2 tRNA genes are annotated in these 289 nt (G+C 44.6%); both read left to right on the top strand.

The window, feature by feature from the left end:
* The first annotated feature begins 48 nt into the window (after window positions 1-48).
* Window positions 49-121: transfer RNA gene (locus HCX49_RS25260), tRNA-Met, on the top strand.
* A 50-nt stretch (window positions 122-171) separates the two neighbouring features.
* Window positions 172-244: transfer RNA gene (locus HCX49_RS25255), tRNA-Met, on the top strand.
* Window positions 245-289 lie beyond the last annotated feature (45 nt).

The raw sequence follows: 289 nt of genomic DNA, 5'->3' as shown, positions 1-289 counted from the left end.
TAAAAGAGTCTGTTGAAAGACACAGACTCCAAGACATTAAAAATACATTGCGGGATGGAGCAGTTGGTAGCTCGTCGGGCTCATAACCCGAAGGTCATCAGTTCGAGTCTGATTCCCGCTACTAAAAAGAGTCTGTTGAAAGACACAGACTCCAAGACATTGAAAATACATTGCGGGATGGAGCAGTTGGTAGCTCGTCGGGCTCATAACCCGAAGGTCATCAGTTCGAGTCTGATTCCCGCTACTAAAAGAGTCTGTTGAAAGACACAGACTCCAAGACATTAAAAAT

The sequence above is a fragment of the Sphingobacterium sp. B16(2022) genome, from assembly GCF_012030425.1.
In the GTDB taxonomy this organism is placed as follows: domain Bacteria; phylum Bacteroidota; class Bacteroidia; order Sphingobacteriales; family Sphingobacteriaceae; genus Sphingobacterium; species Sphingobacterium anhuiense.
The sequence above is the reverse complement of the archived record's forward strand: the minus strand, read 5'-3'. Positions and strand labels throughout refer to the sequence as shown.